The organism is Rossellomorea sp. NRS-1567 (assembly GCF_050467885.1).
Taxonomy (GTDB): Bacteria; Bacillota; Bacilli; order Bacillales; family Bacillaceae_B; genus Rossellomorea; species Rossellomorea aquimaris_C.
Map to the genome: position 1 here is coordinate 1 of NZ_JBITPL010000012.1, position 20,212 is coordinate 20,212.

A 20,212-nucleotide genomic window follows, 5' to 3' on the forward strand; every position below is an offset into this window, starting at 1 on the left:
CAACATTATGGGGCCAGTGCAGCTTTGCCCTGCGGGGTCTCGACCTTTCCTCTATTACCCGCAGGAGTCAAGTGCCTTCCGCTACAATCCACTCTGTGCTTCTATATTCTCACTTCCTATTAACTTATAGACAAACAGAAAGGAGCACAAAACCTCATTAGGATAATTCGAAAATCAGATATTAGTGAATGGCTACCGATATTACCCGCCAAGGATTTAGCTTGTCCTCATATAAATTAGTAATGACAAAAAATAAGAGAACCAATCAATACCTCTTGTAAATGAAAAAATGTATTTTTTTGAATGTTTTTTGTCACCTTTTGGCTCTGCCACGAAATACTTCTATAGATGGTGAGGGGAACTGCGTAGACTCCTGCGGAAGAACGGGCGTACCGAGACCCCGGAAGCGAAGCTGAGGAGGCTCGGCCGAACGTCCGCGGAAAGCGGAGCGGTTCCCCTCACCATCATGCACACACTATTTGGCAGTGCCCGGTAGATTAAATGTATGTAACAAAATCTGAGAAAAGAGCCTTCATAATTAACTAAATCCCGCTATTCTTCCCCATTGAATCCAAACTTAAGAATTTCCATTTCTCTTATGATAAAATGGACATGTTCATAATAAAGCAGGTGAATGAAGATGATATACATAGGAGTAACAGGCTGGGGAGATCATGATACCCTTTATGAAAATGTTTCCCCAAGGGACAAACTAAAAGAATACGGTGCACATTTTCCGATTGTCGAGGTGGACACAACTTTCTATGCGGTCCAGCCTCTTCGAAATGCTGAAAAATGGGTAAAAGAAACACCGAAAGACTTTAAGTTTATTGTAAAGGCTTATCAGGGAATGACTGGACATCAGCGGGGAGAGATCCCTTTTGAAACAAAGGAAGAGATGTTCAATGCCTTTAAGGAATCCCTTGCTCCGTACGTAGATTCAGGTAAATTAGCGATGGTTCTGCTTCAATTCCCCCCTTGGTACGATTGTAAAAAGGAGCATGTTGACTATATCCGGTACTGCCGGGAGCAGCTAAAGGGATTTCCACTATCGTTGGAGTTTCGGAATCAAAGCTGGTTCAGACCGGAGTTCCGGGATAAGACGTTAACGTTTATGAAAAAGGAAGGGTGGATCCATAGCATTTGCGATGAACCGCAAGCGGGGGAAGGATCTGTACCACGGGTGTTGGAAACCACTCATAAAGATGCCACGCTCATTCGTTTTCACGGCAGAAATCTGTACGGCTGGAATAAACCGAATGGGGAAGACTGGCGGGAGGTTCGTTATTTATATCGCTATAATCGAGCAGAGCTTGAGGAGTGGATTCCGCATATTCATCAGTTACACGAAACCTCTGAAGATCTCTATATTCTTTTTAATAATAATTCTGGTGGAGATGCCGCTGACAATGCAAAAGAGCTCATTGAATTATTAGACCTTGAATATGGTGGACTTGCACCAAAGCAACTGGATTTATTTTAGCTGACAGGAGATGAAAGACAGATGGAATGGATCGTTCTTCTATCAATCGGACTACTAGCAGGAGCGATAGGGTCCCTCGTAGGACTGGGCGGAGGAGTCATCATTGTTCCTGCCCTTATCTATTTCGGTACATATACAAGCTTGATAGAGGGAATGAATCCTCAGACAGCTGTAGGAACATCATTGGTCATTATGATTTTCACAGGGTTATCATCCACCCTTGCTTATTTAAAGCATAAGACCGTTGATTATAAAAGCGGCCTGATCTTCTTTGCCGGCAGCGGGCCGGGTTCAATACTTGGAGCATGGGTAAACAAGGGATTGAACATGGAAAGCTTTAATTTATATTTTGGTATTTTTATGATTCTGATTGCCATTGTGCTCATGATAAGAAACAAGTTGAAGCCTATTGAGAAATTCAAGGATGCCTCTTTTCAACGGGAATTTACCGATCCGGGCGGAAACACCTTCCGATATGGATATCCTCCTGTATTAGGAGCGGCTATTGCCTTTGTAGTTGGATTTACATCTGGTTTATTTGGTATCGGCGGTGGATCATTAATGGTACCTGCAATGATCTTGATTTTTCTATTTCCACCTCATGTAGCCGTCGCCACTTCCATGTTCATGATTTTTCTATCGGCTTTGGTCAGCTCGGGAACGCATGTCATGTTTGGCAATGTCAAGTGGTTGTATGCACTGGCACTCATTCCAGGCGCCTGGATAGGGGCGAAGTTTGGGGCCTATTTGAATACGAAGCTTGAATCAAAAGTCTTAGTGAGTGTTTTACGGATTATATTGGTTTTAATTGGAATTCGTTTGATTTACCAAGGTATTACAGGATAACATACCTCCAATAGGAGTGAGCAAATAGTGAGAGAAACCATTCATATTTATCATACAAACGACCTTCACAGTCATTTTGAACATTGGTCAAGGATTCGGGATTTTTTGAAGATGAGAAAACAATGGCATCTGGATGAAGGGGAGCCTGTTTATCTATTTGATATCGGAGATCATGTAGACCGCTGGCATCCATTAAGTGAAGCGACTTTAGGAAAAGGAAATATCGATTTTCTAAATGAAGTCGGCTTTGATGCAGTAACAATTGGGAACAATGAAGGAATTACACTGGACTATGAAGATTTAAACAGCCTCTATGAAAATGCAGATTTTCACGTGATTGTAGGCAATCTATTAGATCGGTCGTCGCAGCATCCAAGCTGGGTCAAAACCCATCATGTTTATCAAACGAATAATGGCATGAAGATTGGTGTCATCGGATTGACAGCTTATTTCAAACCTTTTTATAAAGCCCTGGGTTGGAATATTACATCTCCGGTGGAGGAGCTTGAGAAATTGGTTCAAGAGCTTCACCCGCAGGTGGATATGGTGATTCTTCTTTCCCATCTGGGGATTCGGGATGATGAGCTGATTGCAGAGCGATTTCCCGAAGTAGACGTTATCCTTGGAGCTCATACCCATCATGTTTTGCATCAAGGAAAAGAAATTAAGGGGACGATGCTTGGCGCAGCAGGAAAATATGGTCATTATGTCGGTCATATGATGATTGAGGTTGACACTGCCAGTAAAAAGATTGTCGGCAAAAAAGCACAACTTTATGAACAGCAGGAGCTTCCCTTTGTCGAAAAAGAAGAGCAGGAAAATCTCGAGTGGTATCGAGAAGGAGAGGATTTGTTAGGGGAGGAAGTAACCGAGCTTGCCAAACGCCTGCCAGTGGATTGGTTTAATCCTTCCCCACTTCCAAATGTGTTATGTGATGCTCTTGCTGAATGGTGCGAGGCTGATTGTGCCTTCCTCAATTCAGGCTTACTCATTGATGGACTGAATGAGGGGACAGTGACGAAACAGGATCTGCACCGGATTTTGCCTCATCCCATCAATCCATGTCTCATCGAGATGAAGGGGGCAGAGCTGAAGGAAATCATTAAACAAACATTTAATGAGGAATGGCCGCATCTTCAAGTAAAAGGATTAGGGTTCAGAGGCAAAGTGATGGGCCGGTTTGTATATACGAATATTCAATTCAAAGGCCATGAAATCTTAATCGATCACAACCCGATTGATTCACAGAAGATATACAAGCTTGCCTTACCTGATATGTTCACGTTTGGCCACTTCTTTCCAGATCTTCAAAGGCTCGGGAAAAAATACTTTATGCCTGAGTTTTTAAGGGATATCCTCCAGTGGAAATTAAAGCAGTAAATGTATCACCGTTTCCATCCTCTCGTCATACATATGAGGGAAAGGAGCGATGAAACATGATGAATGTATCTCCGATTACCATTCAGGGACATACCTTTTTAGCGATTTCTGTTGAACTGCCCAAAACCAATCTCCTCGTTGTGACGAGTGATATAGGATATATAATGTGTGGAGCACTGGACGTAGCGTTACTAAATGAGAAGTTGAAAGACAGAGGAATCATTGCGGGAAGAGCCGTCGGTGTAAAAACAATCGATCAGCTCCTGGACGCCCCTCTGGAATCCATCACCTATGAGGCAGAAAATCGCGGCATCACACCGGGCATGATCGGCCGGGATGCATTGTTGAAAATGATATAAGAGTTAAAAGGACCAGCTGCTTTTTTGAAAGCGCTGGTTTTTTGTTGGGTGAATATCAACACCCGCTTTATATTCTTTCATGAATAATTAACAATATATAAGGAAATACACCTTGCAAGAACGTTTTTATCCTTTATAATGGAGATACTAGGAAATTTTGTCGAAAAATGAAAGAATTACATAGGAGAATTCTATGAGGCTAATATCAACTAGGGCTTTGAAACCGGGCATGGTTCTAGCTACAACCGTATATAATATGAGAGGTCAAGCTTTAATTCATGATAACGTTCCGATTACAGAACGGATGATTTTCAGATTGCAGGAGCTTAGTATACAGTATGTCTATATTGAAGATTCCCTATCGAAGGGAATCCATGTAAAGGGAACTGTTTCGAGTAAGGTAAGGCAGCAAGCTGTAAACAATATTGAGATGGCCTTTAATCAACTAAGCGCATCGAAAGCGCCACCTGGTGTGCTCATGATTGAAGATAGTGCCAAGCAATTGAAGCAGGTGATTGATGTAGTCTTGTCTGAAGTAAAGGCGAATCATGATCTCCTAACCATTTTGACGGATGTTTTCACATATGACTCCTATATTTTTCACCATTCATTTAATGTGACTTTGTATACGTTATCCATAGGTCTGGAACTTAAACTGTCTACCAAACAGCTCGAGCAGTTAGGCGTGGGGGCAATTTTGCATGATATCGGTAAGATGCTTGTGCCGGAGGAAATTCTCCTGAAACCAGGGAAGCTGACAGAAGACGAATTTGGTGAAATCAAGAAGCATTCAGAACACGGTTTTGAGATTTTGCGACAGCTTCATTCTGTGTCCCTGATCATTGCTCACTGCGCGTACCAGCACCATGAGAGGCTTGATGGATCTGGTTATCCACGAGGGATCAAAGGTGAGGATATCCACCCCTTTGCAAAAATCATAGCGGTGGCCGATGTATTCGACGCTATGACGTCAAATCGTGTATACCGGAAAGCCATGCTTCCACATCAAGCGCTGGAGGTATTATATGCAGGAAGCGGTACTCTGTTTGATGCAAATGTGATTGAAGCCTTCAGGTCTTCTGTGGCCATGTATCCGAATGGGATGGTTGTCGAGATGAATGATGGCCGAAAAGGAATTGTGACCGATCAAAATAAAGGTGTAACGGAACGACCGGTGATTCGGATCATCGAAGAAGATGGACAGGAAATACAAACGCCTTATACCATGGATTTAAGTACGGAATTAGATAAGGTAATTACCGGATTTGATCCGGATTATGAACCCCAATCTCTTAAAATTAAATAATTTTTTTGCGTTAAACCCCTCTTACTTTGCATACAAATAGCTTGTAAGGGGGGATTTTTTTGTCAAAGTTTAAAACATACAAACCCCGAAGAGGAGGGCCGCTGCCTTTTCGTTATGTGATGATCATCACGATTCTATTCTTTATGATTTCGACTGGATTCGGATTGTGGATCATTAACAAAGGTTTGAAACCGACACTGCTTGCGTATGCTGAAACTCAAACCAGCAGGATCGGTACGTTGGTTATTAATAAAGCGATAAACAAAAAAATTGCCGATGTTCTTGATATTTCGGATATAACCGAGGAAGTAAAGAATACAGAAGGCGACATTGTTTCATTTAAATATAATACTCAAACCATCAATCGGGTTCAGGCAGAAATCACCAACTTAGTTCAGCAAAACCTTCAAGAAGCAGAAGAAGGAAATTTAGAAAACCTTGAATTTATTACCGAAGTGGAAATTGATGAAGGGAAGTCTAAAGCAGCGAAAGGGATTACTTACTCGGTGCCTCTTGGTCAAGCGACCAACAACGTGTTACTCGGTAACCTTGGGCCAAAAGTGCCGATTCGCTTTCATTCCATCGGAGATGTCCGTTCTGATATTAAAACTACGGTAGAGCAATTTGGGATTAATAATGCTGTTGTGAAAGTGTTTGTCGAGCTGGAAGTCAATGTCCAGATCATCATTCCATTTGCAACGAAAACCGAAACCATCAAGCAGGATATCCTGGTTGCCATGGGTACCGTTCACCTGGATGTACCGCAGTTTTATAACAATGGAGGAGGGGAATCCAGTCCTTCCATTGAAATTCCCACAAATTAGTCAGGAAAAAAAGTTGTCAAAAGAATGATAGTTTGTTATATTAATAAAGAAAATTTTATAACACACCACATCATCAGTCCGATGGGGTAGAGGCGCAGAGTTCAAGAGTAAGCTGTTTGAGAATGACAACTGTGAGAACAGATGAAAGGGAACTTTTGCCGAAGTAATTATGCATGTCGAATGTGTATTTGCTGGGGTTATCTTGAAGAAGGATAACACTGTCATTATAGGGGAATCTCTATAATGGGGAGCTACAGATCGTGATGGAGCACTTAAATTACTTACTAAGGTAATGATAGCTTCTCTATCGTTGCCTTTTTTTATTATCCTCTATCATGCTACGATGGTTCCCCCCTATCAAATAGGAGGAGGACATTATGGAAAACACGATTTACTCACTATTACCACCCCTTTTAGCCATTCTTATGGTTATACTTACGAGACGGGTTCTACTTTCACTGGGAGTAGGAATCGTTGCGTCTGCCTTTCTGTTAGCAGATTTCTCAATTTCGAAAACATTCAGCTTTATGTGGGACGCCTTTAAAGGCATCTTTGTCGCAGATGGAGCACTCAACACCTGGAATGTCTATATTATTTTCTTCTTACTCATTCTAGGAGTCATCACAGCATTTGTGAATATTTCCGGCGGTAGCCGCGCATTCGGTGAATGGGCGATGAAACGAGTGAAAACGAGAAAAGGGGCGCAGCTTCTTGCAGCCGTTTTAGGTATCATAATTTTTATTGATGACTATTTTAACGCCCTTGCCGTTGGACAGGTTTCGAGACCCATTACGGATCGTCACAAAATTTCACGTGCGAAACTGGCCTATATCATCGACTCGACATCGGCACCCATTTGTGTCGTTTCACCAATCTCAAGTTGGGGAGCGTACATCATCGGTATTATCGGTTCGATTCTGGCTACACACAGTATCACAGAGTACACAGCATTTTCAGCCTTCGTTCAAATGATTCCGATGAACCTTTATGTCTGGGCAGCTGTCCTGCTTGTCATCATGGTTGCTGCTAAAGGCCTGGACTTTGGAAAGATGAAAGAGCATGAAGTCAGAGCCCTTGAAACGGGAGCCCTTTATGATCCTGAAAAAGAGATTCCAGGCGAATTGAAGAATGATCTGCCTGTCAGCTCGAAAGGATCAGTAGGTGATCTTGTCTGGCCAATCGTAGCTCTTGTTATCGGTACGATTGGAATGATGCTCTGGACAGGATATCAAGCAGTTGGATCTTTTGACATCCTGCCGATTTTTGAAAATACAGATGTAACGAAATCATTATTATATGGTGGGTTATTCGGTCTCCTTGTTGCACTGATCTTCTTCCTTCGTCAAGTCAGCTTGAAAGGAATCGAAGGGAAAGCCGTTGGAACAGCAGTAGTGGAAGGGATCAAATCCATGCTGCCAGCCGTTTACATCCTTATCTTCGCCTGGACGATCGTCACATTGATCGATCAATTGCAAACGGGTACGTACCTTGCGGGTCTGGTTGAACAATCAAGCTTACCGATGCAGGCACTTCCGGTCATATTGTTCTTAGTTGCCGGAATCATGGCATTCTCGACGGGAACCTCATGGGGATCTTTCGGAATCTTACTTCCGATCGCCGGTGAAATTGCTGCAGCTACAGATGTAAGCATCTTACTTCCTGCTATGGCAGCTGTTTTAGCTGGATCCGTATTGGGAGATCACTGTTCTCCAATTTCGGATACAACCATCCTTTCCTCTACAGGAGCAGGAAGCAACCATATCGATCACGTTCTTACACAGCTTCCATATGCATTAATCGGAGCGGTTGCTGCATCGATTGGATACCTTGTATTAGGATTCACTGGAAGCACGCTGTTCGGTCTCGGTGTTGTCATCATTTTAATCGTCGCATTCGCTTTTCTGTTTGGTGAAAAAGCAAAACCAGCTGTTTCAGAACAATAATTAAATGAAAAACCAGGAGCTTATATTGGCTTCTGGTTTTTCATTATGCATTCGTATTGATGTCAGGGTATTTATTAAAACCCGTGGTGGTATCCCGAAACCCAACTCAACCTTTCCGATCATTAATCCTTCATGGTTCGACAAAATTCTTATAGTGATATAGTACCTGTCCCGATTTGAAAAAATCTCTCTATAAGCTTCAAAATAGCTTTGACAATTGCCGTGGAACTAGCTATACTGACTTTAGATTATAAATAATCTGAAAATATAAAAATTTCAAATACCTTAATATGGTAGTTGAAAAGAACTAGGGGGGAACCAACATGGAGAAACGTGCCCAGTTTGGAACACGAGCAGGATTTATTCTAGCTGCTGTCGGATCAGCAATCGGTTTGGGAAACATTTGGCGTTTTCCAGCAGTAGCGTATGAAAATGGTGGAGGAGCATTCTTTATTCCATATTTATTCGCTCTTCTTACAGCAGGTATTCCATTATTAGTGCTTGAATTTACGTTAGGTCATAAGTACCGTGGGTCGGCACCACTATCTTATTTCCGTCTTAATAGGAAATCAGAGTGGCTTGGCTGGTGGCAGGTATTAATCGCATTTGTCATTTCTACCTATTATGCCGTCATTATCGCATGGGCGATGTCGTACAGTGTGTTTTCTTTCAATTTAGGTTGGGGGAAGGATACAGAGTCATTCTTATTCAATGACTATTTGAAGCTGACGGTTGATCCAGGTCAGACAGGCAGTATCGTTCCTGGAGTATTCATTCCGCTTGTATTGGTATGGGTGATTACATTAGGGATTCTTTTCAAAGGTGTAAAGAAAGGAATCGAAGTAGCGAATAAGATCTTTATTCCGGCACTAGTTATTTTATTCTTAATCATTGTTGTTCGCGCTTTAACATTACCTGGAGCATTGGATGGTCTGGATGCTTTCTTCAAACCGGATTTCAGCAAAATAGCTGACCCTGGTGTTTGGGTAGCGGCATACGGACAAATTTTCTTCAGCTTATCCATCGCATTCGCGATTATGATTACGTATTCCAGTTACCTTCCGAAGAAATCGGATATTACAAATAACGCATTCATCACGGGTTTCAGTAACTCAGGGTTCGAATTGCTGGCAGGTATTGGGGTATTTGCTGCTTTAGGCTTCATGGCTCAATCTCAAGGTGTAGGGGTTCAGGAAGTAGTAAGCGGGGGAGTTGGATTGGCGTTTGTGGTATTCCCGCAGATCATTAACGAATTCCCGGCTCTTAACGGTTTATTCGGATTCTTGTTCTTTGCTTCCCTGGTGTTAGCGGGACTGTCATCACTCATCTCGATTACGGAAACGTATGTAGCAGGGGTTTCTGAAAAGTTCGGAATTTCCCGTACCAAAGCCGTTCTGTTCGGTGGAGGTCTTTCTGCGATCATCTCGATCTTATTTGCCACTCAGGGCGGATTACTCTTCCTGGATGCGGCAGATTACTTTATCAACCAGTTTGGTGTAGCATTCGCCGGATTAGTTGAAGTGGTGGTGATTGCCTGGTTCCTGCGTAAGTTAGGTGCTTTCCAATCTCACGCTAATGGAATTTCGGATATTCAGCTTGGTGCCTGGTGGAAAATATGCTTAGGCGTCATCACACCAATCGTTCTTGGATGGATGATGTTCGGATTATTCAAAATGAATTTATTAAGAGAATTTGAAACTGAAACTGGAAACTATGGAGGTTACTCAGATGCCTTCATCCTTTACAGCGGATGGTTTGTTGCAGGATTCGCAATTCTTGCAGGTGTTGCCTTCTCATTCAAACGCTGGCATGCGAAAACAGAAGCTGAAAGCTATAAGGAGGTTGGCTAACATGACTGGTAGTGCGATTGCAATGATGATTGTAGGAATGGTCATCATCTGGGGTGGATTAGCAGCTAGTATCATTAACGCTGTTTCCAAATCCAAAAAACAGGTGTAAAGAGTACAAAGATGAAGCAGACGATGGGTTAACCATTGTCTGCTTTTTTAACGTTTTTTGCTTTTGATTCTGTCTTGACGTTCCCACATGCGTAAGTGAGGGTAAGGATCAAATGACCATTCCGTCAAACCATTATCCTTGTACATTCCGTAGTGCAGATGAGGAGGGAATTTCCCTGATGTCCCAGGGGGTCCGTATCCGGAGCTCCCAACACCGCCAATAACCATTCCCGGTTCCACCACTTGACCTATATGAAGATCTTTAGAGAAACCACTAAGGTGGGCAAAATAATGATACGTATTATTAATGTCACGTATGCCGATACGCCAGCCTCCATATCGGTTCCATCCTTTCATCTCAATGATTCCATACGATGTCGCTCTTACAGGTACACCATAATCAGCAAAGAGGTCCGTCCCTTCGTGAATGCGTCTTCCTCCCCAACCTCGGGCATCACCCCAGGTGTTTCGGTAACTGTAGTTGAATCTGAGGGGAAGGGGGAAGGCTTTCTGGTTTAAATGGATGGTGCCGTATTGTTTATAGATTTTTGCATTTCCCATGATGATACTGACCGTTTTATCACGTTTGTAATAGTCCCACAGAGCAAGCTTGAAGTTATCCCGGTCAATTCCGTATCGTAATATAAAATCTGTCAAAGCAGCCAGTATATCTTCATCACTCTTCAGGCTCGCTTTTCCATCGAAGTCTCCATCCCGGCCTATTCCGTTGAAGAGGGCGATCGTTCCAGGGTTGTCATCTTCCCGGTTGGGATTCAGAGGACCAACCCATTTTTCCGGCTCCATATAGACCGATATAAGTGAAGAGGGCTTTTCCCTATCTTTGCGGGCAAACCGCAGACTGCGTTCGTATTGATCAACAGCAGCAAGATAGTACCAGGGAATATGAGTCAGAGCCGCTCTTTTCTGAAATAACTCCATCCTTTTCGTGTGAACCTGTTCGTCTGTCAACTTTTCCGCAGCAAAGGTTTGACAAGGACCTATCAACATGCAAATAGCCACAAAGGCTAAGACCAATCGTTTGTACAAAATAATCCCTCCATTTTTTGGGGCCTACTTCTAGTTTGTATCGTTCATCGGGATTCATAATCATCAATAAATGGTAATAGGGTATCACATGCTTGTTTTCACTTTTTTAGTATGATAAAGTGACAAAAGAAGTATATTGATGATGGCTTTTTTTACATAAGATGAACGATTGAGAAAGCGTTTCACTCTTTGCCTAAGTCAGAATTATTTAGGATTGGAGATGAGGGGTATGAGTAAGAAAGATGAACACATTCGTAAACCGGATTGGCTGAAAATTAAGCTGAATACGAATGATAACTATATGGGCTTGAAGAAAATGATGCGTGAGAACAACCTTCATACGGTATGTGAAGAGGCTCGTTGTCCTAATATTCATGAATGTTGGGGAACTAGAAGAACAGCTACCTTCATGATTCTTGGAGATATTTGTACACGGGCATGCCGTTTCTGCGCAGTAAAAACAGGTCTGCCAACTGAATTAGATCTGAAAGAACCAGAACGCGTTGCTGATTCAGTTCAATTAATGAACCTGAAGCATGTAGTCATTACAGCGGTTGCACGTGATGACCTGAAAGATGGTGGATCGCAAGTATTTGCTGAAACGGTTCGTGCCATTCGTCGTAAGAGCCCGTTCACTTCCATAGAAGTATTACCTTCTGATATGGGTGGGATTTTCGATAATATCAAGACATTGATGGATGCAAAGCCAGACATCATGAACTACAATGTCGAAACCGTTCGTCGCTTGACTCCAAGAGTTCGTGCCCGCGCCACTTACGATCGTACATTGGAATTCCTGCGTCGTGCAAAAGAATTAAATCCGGAAATTCCAACAAAATCAAGTATCATGGTTGGTCTTGGGGAAACGAAGGAAGAAATTCTTGAAACATTGGACGATCTGCGTGCAAGTCATGTGGATATTGTGACATTAGGTCAATACCTGCAGCCATCTAAGAAACACTTGAAAGTACAGAAATATTATCACCCGGATGAGTTTGCTGAACTGCGTGAAGCAGCGATGGAAAAAGGCTTCAGTCACTGTGAAGCAGGACCCCTCGTTCGTTCTTCCTACCATGCAGATGAGCAAGTTAATGCAGCTGCCAAAGCAAGACAAGCAGCCGGTGAGCAAGAAGTTCAAAAGGCATAAATATTCATATTAAAAAAGGACTGACTTGAAGGAGAAGATCTCTAACAGTCAGTCCTTTTTGTAGCAAAGAGCTAATCGACCATGTTATCTGTGTTATCTTTTCGCTTTTGGCGGTCTTTGTTGATTTTGTGGACATCATCGTCTTGCATTTCGTATTTCTCAGATGTCATTTCACCATTTGGATTTTCACCTGCGTCTACATTTCTTCCCTGAGGAGAATCTTGCAGCATAAGGTTGATGGTATCATCAATGGCTGTGTTGGCGTTACGGCTATCGCTATCCATTTTAGCCAGGTTTTCTACATTGCGCATCAGACTCTTGTCATCGGTCACATAGACATGGTACCAACGGGGAATAACCGACATGGCTGTTTTCTTTACTTGGTCGGCTACTTCAAAGCGGCCGTCTTTATCCTTTTTGTCCGTCACGTATGAAATCAGCACTTCTTCGTCAGTTACAAGAGTGGAACAATCCTTGACGTCTGGAAGTGAGACACTCATTTTGCTGATGGTGTCGGCTACTTGTTCCCGATTGATGCTGTACATATCCTTAGTGGAAATGGTTTGACCACCTGTGGGACTTTTCTGTTGTCGAACATAGCCGAAGTCCTCACCGCGGTGAGCACCTTTTTTCGTCCAGCTATTTTCATTGTACAGGTCCTCCCGGTCATTCACGTTAATGGTATTTCCATTGTTGTGAAACATTTCTTCATTGGCCGTGTCAATTCCATCGCAAGCAGTTCCGATTAGCGCAATACTTAGTACAGTTGTACCCAGAATGAATTTATTCAAGTTAAACACCCCCTATTTGATAGGGTGACCATCTCTTATGACAATTTTTCATAGTAATTAATGGACAATCCGTTATAATTTAAGATAAGGAAATGAAAGTGGGTGGACAAGATGATTTGTGTGCAGAATACATGCTACGAAATCGTTGAAGAATTTAGAGACGGATTCAACGAGGAAGCATTTAAGGAAAGATATAGTGACATCTTAAGTAAATACGACTTTATCCTTGGGGATTGGGGATATGGCCAGCTCCGCTTAAAAGGATTCTTTGATGATCATAATCAAAAAGCCTCTTTTGACACAAAGGTGAGTACACATAAGGATTATTTGTATGAATACTGTAATTTTGGCTGCGCTTATTTTCTTGTGAAAAAAGTCAATAAATAATGGTGAAAAAGGAACAAACCGTCCAGTTTGTTCCTTTTGTTATTTTACTTATTTTCAGTATATGGAGGTTCCTCATTCACATCGGGATCTGCATGAACAGGATGTGATCCAGGCTCCTGACGTGGGATATCCTGATGAAGTGATTTATTTTCATAGTTGAAAGCACTGTAATATCGCTGTCCTTCTTTCCAAGGAGTGCTTTTGTTCTCAACGGGAGTATGCTTTCCTCGGGGAGAGCCGTATGGCCCTTCTGGCAGTGTTTCCGGCACGATAAAATTGCGGTATGTTTCAACATTGGAAAAGTCACTATATACTTCTTCTTCTTTGTCTCTTGGTTCTTTACTCATATATCTCCCACCTTTCATACTTGTAGTATGTGAGAGTGGAGTGGACTTCATTCTTAATAGTGCGCTGTTAGAACGACTACATAATGATTTCTCCTAAGAAGTCCCTCAATTCATCGGCTTCTTCCTCCGTCAGCTTGAATACACTTTCTACATATCCGGGTTCATCAAGGTCATCCCTGCCGACGATCGCAAATCGACTGCCTTGAAGGTCTAATACTAAAGATTTCCCGTAATAGCGAGCTGTCTGGGTAATCGCTAAGTCGTACCGCTGATTTTCCCCCATAAAACTCACAAAGCGTGTTTTTGTATTTTCTGTATCATCGTATAAATAAAATCGTTCACTCATGACGATGTCCTCCTCTTTTTTTTGCTTATCTCATCATAACAAACTGAGATTAGAATTGCAGGATGTACCTGTATGATAGTGAGGGAAATATGTTAAAATAAAGGGAAGGATCGTTCATAGGGAGGGGTGCAACATGTATTTCGTAGATAGAGAAAAGATTGAGGAAATATTATTGTATATGAATGAGCAGTTAAAGACTGTTAGTGAACTTGATCAATGGAACGGGACATTAGAAAAATTAGCTTTGGAGCGAATGGCTCATACGATTATTGAATCTATACTCGATGTAGGAAACAGTATGATCGACGGTTTCATTATGAGAGATCCAGGAAGCTATGAGGATATCATTGATATTCTTCTGGATGAAAAGGTAATTGGAGACAAGATGAGTGAGGACCTTAAAAGACTTGTTGCAGAGCGTAAGGTTCTTGTTCAAGAGTATACAGCCATCGACCATGAGCAATTACATACGATTTTAAACGAGGTATTCCACTCATTAGAGAAGTTTCCCCAACGGGTTCAGAGCTACCTTGAAAATGAATTGGGACCTGTGTCTGCCTTTAAAAATTAATCAGTATTTGACAGCGCTTTCTATATAGGGAGCGTTTTGTTTTATTTATGGAATACATTTTACCGAAAATGGCAGAGGCTCTACCGGGATTTGGACATACTATACACAAGCATATGGAGGTACACAATGAAAGAATATAAAGGTTACTTAATTGACTTAGATGGCACAATGTATAGAGGAAAAGAGAAAATCGAAGAAGCGGGAGATTTTGTTAAACGCTTACAAGAAAAGGGATTACCTTATCTGTTTGTCACCAATAATTCTTCGAGAAGACCGGAACAGGTTGCGGAGAAATTGCAGTCATTCGATATCCCTGCCACAAAGGAACAGGTATTTACTACTTCCATGGCGACAGCTCAGTATATGGCGAAGAAAAAGCCGAATGGGACGGCATATGTCATCGGTGAAGAAGGAATCCGTTCAGCACTGGAAGAAAACGGCATCACCCTTCAGGATGAGAAACCTGATTTCGTGGTAGTGGGAATTGATCGTGATATTAATTATGAGAAGTTATCTCTCGCTTGTTTAGGCGTGAGGAATGGAGCTACCTTTATTTCAACCAATGGAGATATCGCGATTCCGACTGAAAGAGGGTTGCTTCCAGGGAACGGTTCCCTTACGTCAGTTGTTACAGTTTCCACACAAACCGAACCGGTCTTTATCGGGAAGCCTGAATCGATCATTATGGAGCAGGCGCTAACTGTATTAGGTGTGCCTAAGGAAGATACGTTAATGGTTGGGGATAATTATGATACAGACATTTTGGCCGGGATAAACGCCGGACTTGATACACTGCTTGTTCATACAGGTGTAACAACCAAAGAAGCTTTGAGTTCGAAGTCTATTCAACCAACCTATACAATTGAAACATTAGATGAATGGAATTTATAACAATAAAAAAGTGGGGGCAGTATTTACAGCCTCCACTTCCTCTAAACCCTTCTGAGTACTCAAATAGAAAAAATTTCTTAAATTAGTAACATATTCATAATAGACAACCATCGTTCGTATAAGTAAAATAGAACTAGTGTTAAAAGAAGTAATCAAAATACTATTTATACTCGGGGGACCTGTGTAAGGGTCTTTTTTATGACTGTCTATGCCTCTATAGATAGTGGGGGTGAGTATAAATAATAGCAGGAACGAAAATTATACTCCTAAAGTATTATGTGATTTTTCCTCTAACTAATTTTTCCATTACACATATTTGAGTACTCAGAAGGACCAGGAAGACAGGATTTGAAAAAACAATAAGAATATAAAGATTTTTCTTGAAAAATATTACGAAATGAAGTGTAAAGGTATGCAACTAGGGTAAACAACTAAGGTAGTAGGGGACTATTAGCATTGATACCTTTTCAATTTCTAACTATTCTTTACGAATGCAAACAACTTTAAGAATGAAAGTCACTGTTTCTTAGCTTGATTTTCGAAACATTCCACGTCATTTCTAAAGAATTTTTAAAAGGGTAGTGAGGTAATGAGTATTACAGTTACAGGACTTGTCGGAAAGAAAATAAGGCACCATAGAAGAGCAAAAGAAATCACCATACAAGAATTAAGTCACAAATGTGGATTAACGGTCAATTATATTTCGTTGATTGAAAAGGGAGAGGCAAACCCGTCTCTGAACAAGCTGTTTGCGATAGTATGCTCGTTGGAGGTCCAATGGGAAGACATTATGCCGACTTGTGAGGAACACCAGGACATCTACAATCAAACGATTCTTTAATGAACTAATTTTCTCTTTTTAATTTCTTGTTCGATCAGTATGATAAATTCATTACTGAGTTTTAACTGTTTTGCTTTTTCGTAGGCATTGATTAGGGCTTTGTCACTCAGGAGCCGGATAGGATTTCACCTCAATTATTCTTCGTATGTAGCATGTGAAATTCTCTCGAATCTCATAAAAGTGATAGCCTTTATTTGGTGTTTATTCGTGCAGAAGCCTTGTTACAACTATATTGACGTTAATTACAACTATAGTTGTAATTATATAAAAATATTCATCGATGTGCAATAATAAAATTAGTTAAAAGGATCTATTTATATGAAGTATGCAATCATTTAGGGAATACAGTATGAATATTTTGTTAGCGTATTTATTCACTTCTTCTATCACTAAAAAATCAGACGACCCATGTCGTCTGATTTGGATATTTATTCAACCTCATTCTGCGCATTTCGCTCTGTGTGCTAAACGACTGGAAGCAGCCGCTGCAATAGCTCCGACGATATCATCCAAAAAGGTATGACACATACCGGATGATTTATCATTCAGCCTCTCCAGAATTCCTGGTTTTTGCTTGTCGATATATCCGTAGTTTGTAAATCCGATCGATCCATATACATTCACAATCGAAAAGGCCAGGATTTCATCCACACCATATAGTCCTTCATCTACTTCAATAATCGCTTGAAGCGGTTCTTCAAGCATCTTTTTCTCAGCCAATATATCAAGTTGAATACCTGTCAGTATTGCATTCTGTACTTCCCGCTTCGTTAACACACGTTCAACATTATAGACACATTCCTTTAGTTCAAGATCAGGATGATATTTTTGTTGAAGGTACATGACCAATTGAGCGATATCTTCAATCTCCACTCCTCTTTCATGCAGCCATTTACGTGCCGTTTTCTCTAATAAATCCATTGATTCTTTATCCTTCATCCTATTCACCTTTTCTTTGAAAGATTATAAAACCCCTATTTCGATTAGACGAAGCCTTGTTTTACACATATGATTCCTATTTAAAAAATAGACATAATAATAGCTTCTACTCTCATTCTTGCCCATCTCCAGTTTCAGATATTCATAAATGTCTTTAAAGGTTATATTCATATAATTTGTGTCCTTCAAAACGAAGGGAAATGACAATATGAAAAAGAACTTCTTTGCCACAGATCACCCTGTAAAAAAGAAAAAGACGGTCACTTTAGATAGGAGAGATCAACATGTCTCAAGAAATATTAATCAATCATTTTGGATTGCATCCAGAGCGGGCATTCTTTGATGGAATGATGAATCGATATATGGTTGGGGGGTTAGTATATAGTATTGTCGGTGTTACGAATATGGAACAAGAAACCTTGGTGGAACTCTACAAATTGGCAGAGCACCTAAAAAGTCAGGGGGATCGGCATGTTTCAACCTTCGTTCCTAACAACGAGGGAAGATTTCTTGTTGTCGAAAAAGATAAAGACTTTGTGGTGCTGCGAAATGAAAGCATCCAATCCCCCCCTGATAATAGGCTGGGAAGAAAGTTAAGCAAATTCCATTTCAGGGGACGGACCTTTGAAGAAAAGGTGGAGAAAATAAATCGTATGGGACAGTGGAAGAGTCTGTGGGAAAAGCGGCTTGCCCAGTTAGAGAAAGCGTACTATCAGGTTATCCAGGATCAGCCGGCTGATGAGTTTGAGCGTCGTTTTGTTGAGAGCTATCCTTATTACAGTGCTTTGTCAGAGAACGCCATTCAGTACTTGGTGGATACGGAGCTTGATGAGGACCCCAAGCAAGAGGATGCAGGCACAATTTGTCATGAACGTTTTCTTCAATCCACATGGGGGACTGAGGTATGCATTCATTTTCCTTTTCAGTGGGTGTTCGATCACTGCAGCCGGGACATTGCGGAGTGGGTGAGGGAAAGATATTTCATGCGAAGCCAAACGTTTCATCCTGAGCTTCAGGAATTTATGAGAGAGTATGAATCCATCACCCCACTTTCACCATTCTCATGGAGACTGCTGTATTCACGGCTTCTGTTTCCCCTTCATTATTTCGAATGCATCGAGGAATATTATATTTCGGAATCTGAGCAGAAGAAGAAGATAGTGGAAGAGAAGCTGGAGAACTATCTGAAAAATTCTCATCAATATGAGGCCTTTCTGTCTGACTTTTATCATATGTCCGAAGTTCCGGTGAAAAAATGGGGAATTCCCCTTGTTGCATGGCTTTAAACGATCAATGTCTTCACAGACTTTAACCCCCTGTATCCCTTCACTTTTATGCTAAACTGGAGGAAAGTGAAGGGAAGGTAGGGGATACATATGAAGCCATCCATATACATTACGAGAAAATTGCCTGAATCAGTGATTGCACCATTGCAGAGCGAATTTGAAGTCGACATGTGGGAACATGGGGATGTCCCGGTGCCAAGGGATATTCTTCTCAGTAAAGCAGAGAGTTCCACTGCTTTACTTACGATGCTGTCGGACCGGATAGACAAACAGCTATTACAGAACTCTCCTTTTTTGAGGGTCGTGGCCAATCTTGCGGTGGGCTATGACAATATAGATCTTGAAGCGGCAAAAGAATTAGGCATAACCATTTGCAACACGCCGGATGTCCTAACGGAAACTACGGCCGACTTAACCTTTGCTCTGTTAATGGCGACGGCAAGACGAATCGTTGAAGCGGATCGTTATATTAAAGAAGGAAAGTGGAAAAGCTGGTCACCCCTTCTCCTTTCCGGCATGGATATTCATCATAAAACCATTGGCATCCTCGGGATGGGAAGTATTGGCGAAGCGGTAGCAAGAAGAGCCAAGGGGTTCAATATGAATATTCTTTATCATAATCGTTCCAGGAAGCATGAAGCGGAAAGAGCCCTTGGAGTTCAATATGTAACTTTTGAAGAACTTTTAATCCAGTCGGATTTCGTTGTTGTGCTTGCTCCACTGAATGCGGGAACGAAAGGCATGTTCCAGGAAGAACAATTCACCATGATGAAAAAAACCACGATTTTCATCAATGCAGCCCGTGGAGCGATTGTAAATGAAGAGGCATTAGAAAAAGCATTAAAGAGGGGTGACATTGCAGGTGCTGGATTGGATGTATTCGAAGCAGAGCCGATTGATACCGATCATCCACTTCTTGCCTTTGATCAAGTTGTCGCCATCCCCCATATCGGAAGTTCCTCGAAAGAAACGCGTTATGAAATGATGGCCTTATGCGTGGAGAACATTCAGGCAGTTTTAAAAGGAGATCAACCGAAGACGGAAGTACAATGAAAAAAAGCCTAAATCCGATTAAGGATTTAGGCTTTAACGTGAATGGAATTAGAATACTTGCTCTACTTCAACGATACCTGGAACTTCTTCCACTAAAGCGCGTTCGATTCCTGCTTTTAGCGTGATCGTTGAACTTGGGCAGCTTCCACAAGCACCTAGAAGGCGTAATTTAACGATTCCGTCTTCAACGTCCACTAGTTCACAGTCTCCACCATCGCGAAGTAGGAACGGACGTAATTTATCTAATACTTCCTGAACTGGTGCAATCATTTCGTTTTCAGCCATAATTATCTACTCCTTTCCTTACTCTCTATTATAATGACATATTCACAAAAAATCTATCAACCTGCAAACTATTGGGAATTTCTTTTTTGGAAATTGTTTTTTCATGAATTTTAGTGTGAAAAAATGGACCGTTCCTTTCCACTCCAGGCACAAGATTCCCCGGGGAGGAAGTCGAGCCTCCT

General features: G+C 41.5%; 23 protein-coding genes and 1 riboswitch. Of the genes, 16 read left to right on the plus strand and 7 right to left on the minus strand.

What is annotated here, in order from left to right:
* Positions 1-640 precede the first annotated feature (640 nt).
* From ACIFOD_RS07295 to ACIFOD_RS07335, 9 genes are all read left to right on the plus strand, one after another.
* Complete coding sequence (locus ACIFOD_RS07295) at positions 641-1,483, plus strand: DUF72 domain-containing protein (protein ID WP_430314095.1); 843 nt, start codon at positions 641-643, stop codon at positions 1,481-1,483.
* 21 nt (positions 1,484-1,504) lie between these two features.
* On the plus strand, positions 1,505-2,329 hold the full coding sequence (locus ACIFOD_RS07300; protein WP_397552881.1) for a sulfite exporter TauE/SafE family protein: 825 nt from the start codon (positions 1,505-1,507) through the stop codon (positions 2,327-2,329).
* A 27-nt stretch (positions 2,330-2,356) separates the two neighbouring features.
* Entirely contained in the window at positions 2,357-3,709 is a 1,353-nt protein-coding gene (locus tag ACIFOD_RS07305; RefSeq protein ID WP_430314085.1) for a bifunctional metallophosphatase/5'-nucleotidase, read from the plus strand.
* 56 nt (positions 3,710-3,765) lie between these two features.
* Positions 3,766-4,068, plus strand: a complete 303-nt coding sequence (locus ACIFOD_RS07310; protein ID WP_397552883.1) for a YunC family protein — start codon at positions 3,766-3,768, stop codon at positions 4,066-4,068.
* A 193-nt stretch (positions 4,069-4,261) separates the two neighbouring features.
* Positions 4,262-5,374, plus strand: a complete 1,113-nt coding sequence (locus tag ACIFOD_RS07315; protein WP_430314086.1) for an HD-GYP domain-containing protein — start codon at positions 4,262-4,264, stop codon at positions 5,372-5,374.
* A gap of 59 nt (positions 5,375-5,433) precedes the next feature.
* Entirely contained in the window at positions 5,434-6,198 is a 765-nt protein-coding gene (gene yunB / locus ACIFOD_RS07320) for a sporulation protein YunB (RefSeq protein ID WP_148970790.1), read from the plus strand.
* Positions 6,199-6,277: 79 nt separating this feature from the next.
* A riboswitch (Lysine riboswitch) is annotated at positions 6,278-6,460 on the plus strand.
* 115 nt (positions 6,461-6,575) lie between these two features.
* Positions 6,576-8,141, plus strand: coding sequence for a Na+/H+ antiporter NhaC family protein (locus ACIFOD_RS07325; RefSeq protein ID WP_430314087.1), 1,566 nt, complete (start codon positions 6,576-6,578; stop codon positions 8,139-8,141).
* Positions 8,142-8,464: 323 nt separating this feature from the next.
* Positions 8,465-9,991: a sodium-dependent transporter gene (locus ACIFOD_RS07330; protein WP_428976203.1), complete on the plus strand. Its 1,527-nt coding sequence runs from the start codon at positions 8,465-8,467 to the stop codon at positions 9,989-9,991.
* A gap of 1 nt (position 9,992) precedes the next feature.
* Positions 9,993-10,100, plus strand: a complete 108-nt coding sequence (locus tag ACIFOD_RS07335) for a methionine/alanine import family NSS transporter small subunit (RefSeq protein ID WP_113969000.1) — start codon at positions 9,993-9,995, stop codon at positions 10,098-10,100.
* A gap of 47 nt (positions 10,101-10,147) precedes the next feature.
* On the opposite strand, the gene ACIFOD_RS07340 is transcribed toward ACIFOD_RS07335, so the two are convergent.
* Positions 10,148-11,107 carry a M23 family metallopeptidase gene (locus ACIFOD_RS07340; RefSeq protein ID WP_430314096.1) on the minus strand — a complete coding sequence of 320 codons (960 nt, stop codon included), beginning with the start codon at positions 11,105-11,107 and terminating at the stop codon, positions 10,148-10,150.
* A 268-nt stretch (positions 11,108-11,375) separates the two neighbouring features.
* Between ACIFOD_RS07340 and lipA the strand changes: the two genes are divergently transcribed.
* Positions 11,376-12,293 (plus strand): lipoyl synthase, encoded by a 918-nt coding sequence (gene lipA, locus ACIFOD_RS07345; RefSeq protein ID WP_430314088.1) that lies wholly within the window; start codon positions 11,376-11,378, stop codon positions 12,291-12,293.
* A 71-nt stretch (positions 12,294-12,364) separates the two neighbouring features.
* Here the strand turns inward: lipA and ACIFOD_RS07350 are convergent, their stop codons facing one another.
* Entirely contained in the window at positions 12,365-13,084 is a 720-nt protein-coding gene (locus tag ACIFOD_RS07350) for a YhcN/YlaJ family sporulation lipoprotein (protein WP_430314089.1), read from the minus strand.
* Between the two features lie 111 nt (positions 13,085-13,195).
* Between ACIFOD_RS07350 and ACIFOD_RS07355 the strand changes: the two genes are divergently transcribed.
* The gene (locus tag ACIFOD_RS07355) at positions 13,196-13,471 is read left to right on the plus strand and encodes a YutD family protein (RefSeq protein WP_113968994.1); all 276 of its coding nucleotides are present in this window, start codon (positions 13,196-13,198) and stop codon (positions 13,469-13,471) included.
* Positions 13,472-13,515: 44 nt separating this feature from the next.
* Here ACIFOD_RS07355 and ACIFOD_RS07360 read toward each other — a convergent pair whose 3' ends face one another.
* Positions 13,516-13,818 (minus strand): cytosolic protein, encoded by a 303-nt coding sequence (locus ACIFOD_RS07360; protein WP_113968993.1) that lies wholly within the window; start codon positions 13,816-13,818, stop codon positions 13,516-13,518.
* A gap of 76 nt (positions 13,819-13,894) precedes the next feature.
* Complete coding sequence (locus ACIFOD_RS07365; RefSeq protein ID WP_148970783.1) at positions 13,895-14,164, minus strand: DUF3055 domain-containing protein; 270 nt, start codon at positions 14,162-14,164, stop codon at positions 13,895-13,897.
* Positions 14,165-14,297: 133 nt separating this feature from the next.
* Between ACIFOD_RS07365 and ACIFOD_RS07370 the strand changes: the two genes are divergently transcribed.
* The 3 genes from ACIFOD_RS07370 (at position 14,298) to ACIFOD_RS07380 (ending at position 16,467) form a co-directional block, all read left to right on the plus strand.
* Positions 14,298-14,735, plus strand: coding sequence for a DUF86 domain-containing protein (locus tag ACIFOD_RS07370; protein ID WP_430314090.1), 438 nt, complete (start codon positions 14,298-14,300; stop codon positions 14,733-14,735).
* Between the two features lie 126 nt (positions 14,736-14,861).
* Positions 14,862-15,626 (plus strand): TIGR01457 family HAD-type hydrolase, encoded by a 765-nt coding sequence (locus ACIFOD_RS07375; protein WP_430314091.1) that lies wholly within the window; start codon positions 14,862-14,864, stop codon positions 15,624-15,626.
* Positions 15,627-16,215: 589 nt separating this feature from the next.
* Positions 16,216-16,467, plus strand: a complete 252-nt coding sequence (locus tag ACIFOD_RS07380) for a helix-turn-helix domain-containing protein (RefSeq protein ID WP_430314092.1) — start codon at positions 16,216-16,218, stop codon at positions 16,465-16,467.
* On the opposite strand, the gene sda is transcribed toward ACIFOD_RS07380, so the two are convergent.
* On the minus strand, positions 16,464-16,586 hold the full coding sequence (gene sda, locus ACIFOD_RS07385) for a sporulation histidine kinase inhibitor Sda (protein WP_430314097.1): 123 nt from the start codon (positions 16,584-16,586) through the stop codon (positions 16,464-16,466). The two genes, ACIFOD_RS07380 and sda, sit on opposite strands and share 4 nt — an antisense overlap.
* A 319-nt stretch (positions 16,587-16,905) precedes the next feature.
* Complete coding sequence (locus ACIFOD_RS07390; RefSeq protein WP_113968983.1) at positions 16,906-17,406, minus strand: phosphatidylglycerophosphatase A family protein; 501 nt, start codon at positions 17,404-17,406, stop codon at positions 16,906-16,908.
* Positions 17,407-17,690: 284 nt separating this feature from the next.
* Between ACIFOD_RS07390 and yutH the strand changes: the two genes are divergently transcribed.
* The gene (gene yutH / locus ACIFOD_RS07395; RefSeq protein WP_430314093.1) at positions 17,691-18,692 is read left to right on the plus strand and encodes a spore coat putative kinase YutH; all 1,002 of its coding nucleotides are present in this window, start codon (positions 17,691-17,693) and stop codon (positions 18,690-18,692) included.
* Between the two features lie 90 nt (positions 18,693-18,782).
* Entirely contained in the window at positions 18,783-19,745 is a 963-nt protein-coding gene (locus ACIFOD_RS07400; protein ID WP_430314094.1) for a 2-hydroxyacid dehydrogenase, read from the plus strand.
* Between the two features lie 48 nt (positions 19,746-19,793).
* Here the strand turns inward: ACIFOD_RS07400 and ACIFOD_RS07405 are convergent, their stop codons facing one another.
* Positions 19,794-20,030: a NifU family protein gene (locus tag ACIFOD_RS07405; RefSeq protein WP_034763763.1), complete on the minus strand. Its 237-nt coding sequence runs from the start codon at positions 20,028-20,030 to the stop codon at positions 19,794-19,796.
* Positions 20,031-20,212 lie beyond the last annotated feature (182 nt).

What these genes read in the sequence shown, in the direction of transcription:
- ACIFOD_RS07295 (WP_430314095.1), top strand. Translation starts at nt 641, where the DNA reads ATGATATACATAGGAGTAACAGGCTGGGGAGATCATGATACCCTTTAT.
- ACIFOD_RS07300 (WP_397552881.1), top strand. Translation starts at nt 1,505, where the DNA reads ATGGAATGGATCGTTCTTCTATCAATCGGACTACTAGCAGGAGCGATA.
- ACIFOD_RS07310 (WP_397552883.1), top strand. Translation starts at nt 3,766, where the DNA reads ATGATGAATGTATCTCCGATTACCATTCAGGGACATACCTTTTTAGCG.
- ACIFOD_RS07315 (WP_430314086.1), top strand. Translation starts at nt 4,262, where the DNA reads ATGAGGCTAATATCAACTAGGGCTTTGAAACCGGGCATGGTTCTAGCT.
- ACIFOD_RS07325 (WP_430314087.1), top strand. Translation starts at nt 6,576, where the DNA reads ATGGAAAACACGATTTACTCACTATTACCACCCCTTTTAGCCATTCTT.
- ACIFOD_RS07330 (WP_428976203.1), top strand. Translation starts at nt 8,465, where the DNA reads ATGGAGAAACGTGCCCAGTTTGGAACACGAGCAGGATTTATTCTAGCT.
- ACIFOD_RS07335 (WP_113969000.1), top strand. Translation starts at nt 9,993, where the DNA reads ATGACTGGTAGTGCGATTGCAATGATGATTGTAGGAATGGTCATCATC.
- ACIFOD_RS07340 (WP_430314096.1), bottom strand. Translation starts at nt 11,107, where the DNA reads ATGTTGATAGGTCCTTGTCAAACCTTTGCTGCGGAAAAGTTGACAGAC.
- lipA (WP_430314088.1), top strand. Translation starts at nt 11,376, where the DNA reads ATGAGTAAGAAAGATGAACACATTCGTAAACCGGATTGGCTGAAAATT.
- ACIFOD_RS07355 (WP_113968994.1), top strand. Translation starts at nt 13,196, where the DNA reads ATGATTTGTGTGCAGAATACATGCTACGAAATCGTTGAAGAATTTAGA.
- ACIFOD_RS07360 (WP_113968993.1), bottom strand. Translation starts at nt 13,818, where the DNA reads ATGAGTAAAGAACCAAGAGACAAAGAAGAAGAAGTATATAGTGACTTT.
- ACIFOD_RS07365 (WP_148970783.1), bottom strand. Translation starts at nt 14,164, where the DNA reads ATGAGTGAACGATTTTATTTATACGATGATACAGAAAATACAAAAACA.
- ACIFOD_RS07370 (WP_430314090.1), top strand. Translation starts at nt 14,298, where the DNA reads ATGTATTTCGTAGATAGAGAAAAGATTGAGGAAATATTATTGTATATG.
- ACIFOD_RS07375 (WP_430314091.1), top strand. Translation starts at nt 14,862, where the DNA reads ATGAAAGAATATAAAGGTTACTTAATTGACTTAGATGGCACAATGTAT.
- ACIFOD_RS07380 (WP_430314092.1), top strand. Translation starts at nt 16,216, where the DNA reads ATGAGTATTACAGTTACAGGACTTGTCGGAAAGAAAATAAGGCACCAT.
- ACIFOD_RS07390 (WP_113968983.1), bottom strand. Translation starts at nt 17,406, where the DNA reads ATGAAGGATAAAGAATCAATGGATTTATTAGAGAAAACGGCACGTAAA.
- yutH (WP_430314093.1), top strand. Translation starts at nt 17,691, where the DNA reads ATGTCTCAAGAAATATTAATCAATCATTTTGGATTGCATCCAGAGCGG.
- ACIFOD_RS07400 (WP_430314094.1), top strand. Translation starts at nt 18,783, where the DNA reads ATGAAGCCATCCATATACATTACGAGAAAATTGCCTGAATCAGTGATT.
- ACIFOD_RS07405 (WP_034763763.1), bottom strand. Translation starts at nt 20,030, where the DNA reads ATGGCTGAAAACGAAATGATTGCACCAGTTCAGGAAGTATTAGATAAA.